This window comes from Sedimentibacter hydroxybenzoicus DSM 7310 (genome assembly GCF_013403245.1).
GTDB classification, from domain to species: Bacteria; Bacillota; Clostridia; order Tissierellales; family Sedimentibacteraceae; genus Sedimentibacter; species Sedimentibacter hydroxybenzoicus.
Map to the genome: position 1 here is coordinate 81,689 of NZ_JACBNQ010000014.1, position 10,083 is coordinate 91,771.

A 10,083-nucleotide genomic window follows, 5' to 3' on the forward strand; every position below is an offset into this window, starting at 1 on the left:
TCATTAACATTATATAGCATTATTTTACGAATAGCAACATCTTTTTACCATTTTTAACATCTTCTTACTTTATTTCTATTTAATAACTATGTCAGCTTCATTTTTTAAGCTATCCAGCATTTCATTATATTTTAAATAAGTATAATACTGTGAAAGTGTGTCTCTTTCTGTTTCTATTGTTTTTTCTTCATCAGTTTTTTTATCAGTTAATTGTATAACGTGATATCCGAATTCAGATTCAACAGGTTGGCTTATATCACCTATTTCCATACTGAATGCAGCATCTGAAAACGGCTTAACCATTCTGATACGTGAAAAATAACCTAAATCTCCTCCTGTTGCCGCACTGCCGTCTATAGACACTTCCTTTGCAACATCTTCAAATTTTTCGCCTTCATTTATTCTTTCTATTACAGCTTTTGCTTCATCTTCAGTATTTACTAAAATGTGGCTTGCTCTGACTTCTTCCTGCATTTTGTACTCATCAAATATAGCCTGAAGGTTTTCGTCTGTAGGATTATTGAATTTATCCATTTCTATAGTCAGATAATGATTTATATAAAATTCCTTTTCTATTTCACCTCGTAAAAATTCCTCTGTTAATCCATTGTCTTTAAGAAATTTCTGATAATCTTCTTCCGAATTATTTAATGCTTTAAAATTTTGCATTTCATCATTTATTTGTTCTTCTGTAACTGAAATTCCGCTTTTTTGTGCTGCCTCGACCATTAATATATCCATTATTAATTTATCCAGCATTTCTTCCTTTGTAACTGCAGGATTCATTTTTATATAAAATTCATAATTCATATCCAATTCTTCCTGTGTTATTGGCTTGCCATTTACTGTTGCAACAACACCGTCTTCAGTTATCTCCTGAGGCTTATCGCATCCCGTAAAGGCTAACACCAATGTGAAACAAATCGTCAAAGCTAGTAATTTTTTTAATTTACTCATTTTTTCCTCCATGACAGGATATTAAATCCTGATTATAATTATTTAATATTTCTAAGAATTTTTCAAGCTCCTCAAGAATCTTTATCTGCTTCATCTGTTCTGAAGAATCCGAGGAATCTAATTTATATTTAACAACAGGATCCTTCGATACGTCAAACTTTATTTTTTTATTGAAGTTTTCAATAAAAAAACCTATCATATCCTGATTTAAATCACCATTTGAACAAAACTCAAAATTTACTGTGCCGTTTATCTGTGTAATAGATTTAATTCTAAGCTTCTTACTTAATGATTTTATATAAGAAATTTTAAGAAGATTATCAACCTGCTTAGGAGGATTACCAAAACGGTCAATTATTTCTTCTGTTATATCATATATATCATCCTTACTTGATGTGGCAGCAATCTTTTTGTATATTTCAATTTTTTGCTCTTCATTTTCAATATATGTTACGGGGATGTACCCATCAACATTTAAATCCACTGAAGTTTCAATATCCTCATCTTCGACTATATTACCCTGAAGCTCCCTTACTGCCCTATCCAGGAATTTAACGTACAGGTCGTATCCTATGGCAAGCATATGTCCGTGTTGTTCTGCACCTAATATGTTTCCGCATCCTCTTATTTCCAGGTCTCTCATAGCTATCTTAAAACCGGACCCGAATTCCGTAAATTCCTTTATCGCCTTTAATCTTTTATCTGCAACCTCAGAAAGCATTTTATCCTTTTCATAAGTGAGATAAGCAAAGGACACTCTGTTTGACCTGCCAATCCTTCCTCTGAGCTGATAAAGCTGTGAAAGTCCCAAGTAATCGGCATTATCAATTATCAAGGTATTAACATTTGGTATATCCATCCCCGTTTCAATTATGGTTGTGCATACCAATATGTCATATTCTTTTCTTACAAATTCAAGCATTATATTTTCCAGATGTCTTTCACTCATTTGCCCGTGAGCAACTGCAATCCTTGCGTCAGGCACCAGCTTTTGAAGCTTGGCCGCAGTGCTGTCTATATCAATTACCCTGTTGTGAACATAGTATATTTGTCCTCCTCTGGACATTTCCTTTTCGATGGCATCCTTCAAAATTCCTTCATTGTACTCTAACACATAGGTTTGAACAGGCAGCCTGTCACCTGGCGGCTCTGATATAACACTCATATCTCTTACACCTATCATGGACATATGAAGCGTTCTTGGAATCGGTGTTGCAGAAAGAGTTAATACATCAATATTTGACTTAAGCTGTTTTATCAGCTCCTTGTGCTTAACTCCAAATCTTTGTTCTTCATCTATAATCAAAAGGCCTAAATCCTTAAATTTTAAATCCTTTGATAAAAGCTTATGGGTTCCCACCACAATATCAACAAGACCCTTATTTAAATCATTGATTACCTTTGCCTGCTGATAAGGTGTTCTGAACCTTGAAAGCATTTCTATCTTGACAGGGTAACCTCTGAATCTGTCCACTAAATTCGTATAATGCTGCTGTGCCAGAATAGTAGTAGGAACAAGTATGGCAACCTGCTTCGAATCCATAACCGCTTTAAATGCAGCCCTCATTGCAACCTCGGTCTTACCGAAGCCAACGTCTCCGCACAGCAATCTGTCCATGCAGATGGATTTTTCCATATCCTTTTTTATTTCCTTTATGCAGCGAAGCTGATCATCCGTTTCCTGGAATGGAAATTTATATTCAAATTCTTTTTGCCACTCGGTATCTGACGCATAAGCATATCCTTTAACTATTTTTCTTTGGGCATATAATTTTACAAGTTCTGCCGCCATATTTTCTATGGCGTGCTTTGTGCGCTCCTTGGTTTTAACCCAATCAGCGCTTCCCATTTTATTAAGCTTAGGCTTTTCGGAATCTGAGCCGATATATTTCTGAATGAGCGACATCTGGTCAACAGGAACATAAAGCTTATCCTCACCCTTATATTTAATGCAAAGATAATCTTTCTTAATGTTTTGAACATTTATTTTCTCTATTCCTACGTACTGACCAATACCGTGGTGCTCATGTACTACATAGTCGCCAACCTTTAAATCTGTAAATATTTCAATTTTAGAGCCCTTGCGTTTTTTACTTTTATGAGGTTTTTTAACGGCTGTACCGAATACCTCGTTTTCTGTGAGTACTATTATTTTATTTTCATAATACTCAAAACCTTTTTTAAGATTTCCCGGAACTATTATCACTTGTCCGCTTTCAGCCGCGATATTGGGGCTTTTAGACAAAGTTGTTACACATTCATAATCATTTAATATATTGTGAAGCTTTGTACATGCTTCATAGCTTGAAAGTATGATGGCAATTTTGTTTCCTTTATATTTTAAACGGTTTAAATCCTTCGACAGATCTTCCATCTTTCCATAATAGGAGGCAGGCTCTTTAAACAATAAAGAAACCGTATCATCCGTTTCAAAGATTTTATCCTTGCCATTTATCGATATAAAGGTTTTTGCCGATATTTCTTTAATTAATTCTTGTTCCTTTATATAGACACTTTCCTGCTGTGTAAATATTTCGCCTCTTTCAAAAAGTTCGCCGAATTTCAACCGAAAGCTTTCTGATATGTTATTTAGCTCCTCAAAAATTCTTTCCGGTTCATCTAATATAAGTATGAAATCATCAAAATAATCAAGGACATTGTCAAATTCATCCTTAATGAAGGGTACTAATAAATCCGAATTTTCTATGCTTAAACCGGAACTTAGCCTGTCATTGTAACTGTTATACAATGCTTTTAATTTTTTTTCTGTGTCTTTGAGATTTTTTAAATTGCCGATTTTTTTTAATCTGCTTTGATAATCATTTTCTAAGCCATGTAAAGCCTTTTGTATATCTTCCTTCTCAAATAATATGTCCCTGCATGGAATTATTTTCGTAGACGTTAAATTTTTAATTGAACGCTGTGTCTTAATATCAACCGCTCTTAGAGAGTCAATTTCATCATCAAAAAACTCTATTCTGACAGGATTAGCTTCAGAGGGAGAAAATATGTCTACAATTCCGCCTCTTACTGAAAACTGTCCCACACCCTCTATCGCATCTACTCTTTCATAGCCCAATTTAACAAAGTTGCTTTTAAGTCCTTCTAAATTGTAACTTTTTCCGTATTTTAATTCTATTATAGATTCCTTAAATCTATCTTTAGCTGTTACTCTGGTTATAATTGAATTAATCGATGCCGTTACAATGCTTTTCTTAGAATTAATAATGTTGTATAAAACCTCGGACCTTTTGTAATCTACATCCTTGCTTAAAGCATCAACATTATACAATATAAATTCCTTTGGCTGCAATCTTCTTACATCTTCTGTATAAGCCTTTATATCCTGCTCATATTTTCGTGACTTTGCTTCACTGTTAGTGATAAGAAGTATCTTGTCGGTTGCAGCATCTAATAAATTGCACACCAAATACGCCATGCTTTCATCATTTACACCGACTACAAGCTGGCGTTTATTTCGCTTATGATTTTCAATTATTCTGTTGCACTTGTCAGTTTTTTGGAACTGCTCAAACAAAATTCTGCCCATTTTTACCTTCTGTGAGATTCTTCAGACAAGCCCTCAGGATGACGGTGTGTCATCCTGAACGTAGTGAAGGATCTTCTTTATTGTTCTCCTATTGCTCTTACGTTATATTTCTGCATTGCACTGTCTACATCATTCTCAATAATCTCTATGGCAGCTTCTCCCGCCCTCTTAACTATTGGAAGGATTATATCCTTATCCGCCTGACTGAACCTTTGAAGTACATAATCTGCCAGGTCCATATCAGGATTTCTTCCAATTCCTATTCTTATACGCGGAAAATTGTTACCTACATGCTGAGTGATAGATTTCATGCCGTTATGAGTTCCAGGGCTGCCGTTTGCCCTTATCCTGAGTGTTCCTACCGGAATATCTATATCATCATAAACAACAATTAAATTTTCAACGGGTATTTTATAAAATTTTATTATTTCATCAATGGCTGTTCCGCTTCTGTTCATATAGGTTACAGGCTTCATAAGCATAATTTTTTCTCCGTTTATGGTCATTTCGCCATAAACGGAGTTAAATTTCAATTTATTTAAGCTTACATTATATTTTTCTGCCAGACAATCTATGGTTTCAAAACCCACATTGTGCCTCGTACCTGTATACTCTTTACCCGGATTGCCAAGTCCTGCAATTATATACATACTTACCTCTGTTAATATCTATTTTTACCTAAGCCCTTTTTATTTACCTGACGTGCACGGGCTATAGCCAAATCTCCTTCTTCAACATCCTCTGTAATAGTGGAGCCGCATGCAACATAGCCGCCCTGTTGAACATTTACCGGTGCCACCAGATTGGAATTGCTTCCGATAAAGGCGCCGTCGCCTACAACAGTTTTATGCTTTTTCTTTCCGTCATAATTTACAAACACTACTCCGCACCCAATATTAACATCTTTTCCCACTTCAGCATCTCCTATGTAGCTTAAATGAGAAGATTTGGAGTTATCACCTATTGTTGACTTCTTAACCTCTACAAAATCTCCTATTTTGACATTTTTCCCTAAGGCTGTTCCGGGTCTTAAATATGCAAAAGGTCCCACGGTTGTATTGTCTCCGATCGATGACTCTATAACCTTGGAGCTTTCTATGCTTACATTGTTACAGACCTTGGAGTTGATTATGCGTGCATTCGGTCCGATTGTACAGCAGCAGCCTACTACGGTACCTTCCTGCAAATACGTTCCCGGGTAAACAATTGTATCTCTTCCTATTATTACCGAATCATCTATATATGTATTTTCAGGGTCAATTATTGTAACTCCCGAAAGCATATGCTTATCGTTTATTCTTTGCTGCATTAATTTCGTTACTTCCGCAAGCTGGACTCTGTCATTAACTGCCTTAATATCAGTTTCATCTCCCAATATCCAGCCGCCTATCTTATAATTATCATTATTTAATACCTTAATTGTATCCGTCAGATAGTATTCACCTTGTGAATTGTCAGTATCTATATTTTCAAGAGCATATTTAAGCATTCTTCCTTTAAAGCAATAGATGCCGGCATTTATTTCAATAATCTTTTTTATTTCCTCCGATGCATCCTTTTCTTCAACTATATCTCTTATTGTTGAATCCTCATTTCTGATAATTCTTCCGTATCCTTTCGGATTTTCAAAATATGAGGTCATAACAGAAGCATCATAATTATTTTCAAGATGACTATTTATAAATGACGATAATGTTTCCTTCCTGATAAGAGGACCATCCGCACAAAGAATTAATACGGTATCTTCATCATCGATGTGCTCTTTAGCTACCATTACCGCAAATCCCGTTCCGTAAGGTGCTCCTTGTCCTATAGGTTGTTCAACAGTTACCACACCCATATCCTTTATATTATGTCCAACTTTTTCTTTTCCATGTCCCAATACAACAACATTTTTTTCTATACCTGATTCTTTAGCCGCTTCTATTATATACTTTATCATTTCTTTTCCGCAAACCTTATGTAATGTTTTAGGAATATCCGATTTCATTCTCGTGCCTTCACCGGCTGCCAGAATAATTGACATATTCATAATATTTCTCCTTGTATTAAAATTAAATACCAACTTTTATACTGATAATTATACTTTACTATTCATAGTAAAAGCTATCGATTTATGTAATTGCTAAGTAATCATAAATAGCAGCAATTTTATCATCAATTTGTAATACTTTAAAAGTATAATACATAAACTGTATTAAGTCAAAAAAGTTTTTACATTTTTTGTGGAAACACATAAACAGTAGAATGCAAAAAAATCTGTTTACTCGCTATCGCTCGCACAGATCTGGCATTCCTTGTATTTGACCTACCGCCATCTGTGCCGCGCTGTCGCTTGCACATATGGGGTTAGGGCATAAAAAAGGGTCTTATAAAAAGACCCAGAAACTGTTGATTTAACAATCATCAGTCATGGCGCTACAGAAGAGCGGCTTCTTCAGTTTCCCCTTCTTCTAGGCGCTTTTCTTCGTAAGCCCTAAATACAGCTTCTGCAACAATTTGTCTTGTTTCAGAATTAATCGGATGAGCTATGTCCTTAAATTCACCATCCGGCATCTTTCTGCTTGGCATAGCTATAAACAATCCATCCTGCCCTTCAATAATTTTAATGTCATGAACCACAAAACAATCATCAAAGGTAACGGAAACGATTGCCTTCATCTTACCCTCAGAATTAATTTTTCGTACTCGAACGTCCGAAATCTTCATGTTGTCACCACCTTCCCCCAAAGTTTATGTCCATTTAGTACATTATACTATACTTATTCACAAATTGCAAAATATCATTTTCATTTTTTGGCAAAAAAGTATGAAATTATTTTAACAATTTATTATTTGGCTTAATTTCAATTAATCCTTCCTTATCATTTATTCCATCCATGACTAATAACGACAAATAATTGTCCACCAACTTCTTCTCCGGCACCTTTGTCTCTATTACTACCGCAGTTCCTACCACCTCTGCATTAAACTCCCTCATCATGTCAGCCATACCCTTACAGGTACCTCCGCCCTTCATAAAATCATCTATTATCAAAACCCTTGAGTTTTCTTTAAGCGATCTCCTCGATAAGGACATAGTTTGAATATTATTTGACGATCCCGAAACATAATTGATGCTCACCGTTGCACCTTCCGTTACCTTATTGTTTCTCCTTATTACCGCAACAGGAACATTCAGCTTCTGTCCGGTCAGAATAGCCACAGGAATACCCTTCGTTTCAACAGTTATGATACAGTCAATTTTCGTATCTGAAAATTCGGATGATATAACACTTGCAATGTTTGTTACAATACCGGGATTGTTAAATATATCTGTAAGATAAATAAAACCACCGGGTAAAATCCTGTTTTTATGCGAAAATAACTGACAAAGCTCCATAAGGATTTTATTTTTTTCGTCCATGTTCATAACCGGTATAAATACGGCACCTCCGGCAGCACCTGAAATAGTTTCTATTCTTCCGTAATTTAATTCGGATACCAATTCCCTTACAATCGATACATCCTCACTTATGGTAGACTTAGCTGCATTAAATATTTCCGAAAAATAGTTGTAAGAAAATACATAGTTTGGTTTTTCGGCAAATATTTTCATAAGCGCCCCGATTCTTTGATTCCTTTTATATTTCTTCATAATAACCCCACACGAATATTTTTTTTAATTATATAGCAATTATTCGCTTTTTACAATAGGGTTTTTAATTTTTTTAAGCAGCCAGTCATATCCTATTTCCGCTATTAAAACAGCTATAAATATTACAACAAAACCAACAATCGTCATAACGGAGTACTTTTCATGCAGGAACAACACTCCAAAAACACTTCCTACGATTGCTTCAAGGCTCAATATTATCGCAGCGTGAGTTGTTGACGTGTATTTTTGTCCGAAGGTCTGCATCAAAAAGCAAAGCATTGTAGCAACCAGGCTCAGATACATAATACTTAACGCACCCTTTGCATTATAGACAATGGGTTGATTTTCTATTAACATCATTATTAAAAATATCACAGTACATGTGACCATTTGTATCGTCGCAATTACAGCCGGGTCCTTATCAGATGCAAAAATACCCGTGGAAACCACTTGCCAGGCAAAGCAAATCGCACTTATAAAGGTTAAGAAGTCCCATAAATTAAATTTTCCGAAATTCTCAAAATCCACAGTTAATAATATTATTCCCACAAACATTAACCCTGCCGCAATAAGATTGTTCTTCCCCGGCTTTATCTTTGTAACCATATAATAGAAAAACGGAACCATAACCACATTTGTACCCGTCAGGAATGCAGAGTTGCCCGCTGAGGTTCCCGTTAATCCGATAGTCTGAAAAATATAACCCACCGCCAGAAAGAAGCCCATTATAAAACCGGCCTTAACGTCTGTCTTGGTAGCATTTTTCATTTTTTTGTGAAACAATATAAGTGAAACCAATATTGCAAATATAAATCTTAAAAATAAAACCTGGTACGTGGTGTACACTTCCAATGCCATCTTCGTTACGGTAAAACCCGTACCCCAAAAAAACGCCACAAAAAACAGCATCAAGTCAGCTTGTTTAGATGTCAATTCCTTCATTTTTCCTCCCGGTCATCAATTTAATTTTCCGCCTGCATAGATTATGGAGCTTTCGGTTATAACCTCCATAGGATTGATATACGGTCCTTCTATTTTATATAAATATTGTGCTGATGATAATTCGGTGCATCCCAGCAGAAATGCTTGTGCGCCCATATCCTTTAATTCATTTACACATTCAAAGAATAAATCTGTACCTTCCTCATAATTTCCGCTTTTTATTACGTCATATATAAATTTCATAATTTTTTCCTGTGTTTTTTCTGGAATCACTGTCTTTATACCTATATCATTATAATAATTTTCGTATATTTTGGATTTTATCGTCCCGTCGGTTGCCATTAATCCCACAACCGTATCCTTTCCATATTTGTTGAAGGTATGTTTTACTGTTTCTTCTACCATATTAATGAAAGAAATATTTACGCTTTCTTTTATTTTGTCTATAAAAAAATGTGCGGTATTGCACGGCATTATCAGAAAGTCAGCACCTGCTTGCTCCAATCTTTGAGCGGATTTAATCAACTCTATGGTTGGATCATCACCTCCGCCCAATATTGCCTTCGTTCTGTCAGGTATATTAGTATTACTGTCTATTATAACATGTATGTGATCCTGATCCCTTTGAGCTTTCGTTCTTTTTACTATTCTTGAATATAAATCAACCGTGGCAAGAGGGCCCATACCTCCGATTATTCCTATTGTTTTCATCACGCACCTCAAAATTTATAAAATTATTAACAATTGTTGTATTATACCATATGCAAGTACAAAAAAACAAGCATCCACTAAAACTGAATGCTTCGCTACTCTCGCTTATCAAATGCCTGTTATACCGCTTCAGCAAAGGGGCTGTAGTTACGTGAATTATATATCTCCATCAATTCCTTCTCCGTTATCTGACCGTTTCTCACATCCAGCACTACACTTCCTCTGTCCAGCATTATAATCCTGTCTGAAAACTTTATTGCGTCATTCACATTGTGGGATATCATCA

8 protein-coding genes are annotated in these 10,083 nt (G+C 35.4%); all 8 read right to left on the reverse strand.

Annotated features, from left to right (window positions below; all coding sequences use genetic code 11):
• Window positions 1–75 precede the first annotated feature (75 nt).
• Complete coding sequence (locus HZF24_RS12310; protein WP_179238627.1) at window positions 76–957, reverse strand: peptidylprolyl isomerase; 882 nt, start codon at window positions 955–957, stop codon at window positions 76–78.
• Window positions 950–4,507 carry a transcription-repair coupling factor gene (mfd, locus tag HZF24_RS12315; protein WP_179238628.1) on the reverse strand — a complete coding sequence of 1,186 codons (3,558 nt, stop codon included), beginning with the start codon at window positions 4,505–4,507 and terminating at the stop codon, window positions 950–952. The genes HZF24_RS12310 and mfd overlap by 8 nt, the downstream gene beginning before the upstream one ends.
• A 77-nt stretch (window positions 4,508–4,584) precedes the next feature.
• Entirely contained in the window at window positions 4,585–5,157 is a 573-nt protein-coding gene (pth, locus tag HZF24_RS12320; protein WP_179238629.1) for an aminoacyl-tRNA hydrolase, read from the reverse strand.
• An 11-nt stretch (window positions 5,158–5,168) separates the two neighbouring features.
• A complete protein-coding gene (glmU, locus tag HZF24_RS12325; protein WP_179238630.1) occupies window positions 5,169–6,539 on the reverse strand; it encodes a bifunctional UDP-N-acetylglucosamine diphosphorylase/glucosamine-1-phosphate N-acetyltransferase GlmU in 1,371 nt (456 codons plus the stop codon).
• 386 nt (window positions 6,540–6,925) lie between these two features.
• On the reverse strand, window positions 6,926–7,216 hold the full coding sequence (gene spoVG, locus HZF24_RS12330) for a septation regulator SpoVG (protein ID WP_179238631.1): 291 nt from the start codon (window positions 7,214–7,216) through the stop codon (window positions 6,926–6,928).
• 106 nt (window positions 7,217–7,322) lie between these two features.
• Window positions 7,323–8,144 (reverse strand): pur operon repressor, encoded by an 822-nt coding sequence (gene purR / locus HZF24_RS12335; protein ID WP_179238632.1) that lies wholly within the window; start codon window positions 8,142–8,144, stop codon window positions 7,323–7,325.
• Window positions 8,145–8,183: 39 nt separating this feature from the next.
• Window positions 8,184–9,086 (reverse strand): DMT family transporter, encoded by a 903-nt coding sequence (locus HZF24_RS12340; protein ID WP_179238633.1) that lies wholly within the window; start codon window positions 9,084–9,086, stop codon window positions 8,184–8,186.
• A 15-nt stretch (window positions 9,087–9,101) separates the two neighbouring features.
• Window positions 9,102–9,797 carry a cysteate racemase gene (gene cuyB / locus HZF24_RS12345; RefSeq protein ID WP_218835301.1) on the reverse strand — a complete coding sequence of 232 codons (696 nt, stop codon included), beginning with the start codon at window positions 9,795–9,797 and terminating at the stop codon, window positions 9,102–9,104.
• Between the last annotated feature and the right edge of the window lie 286 nt (window positions 9,798–10,083).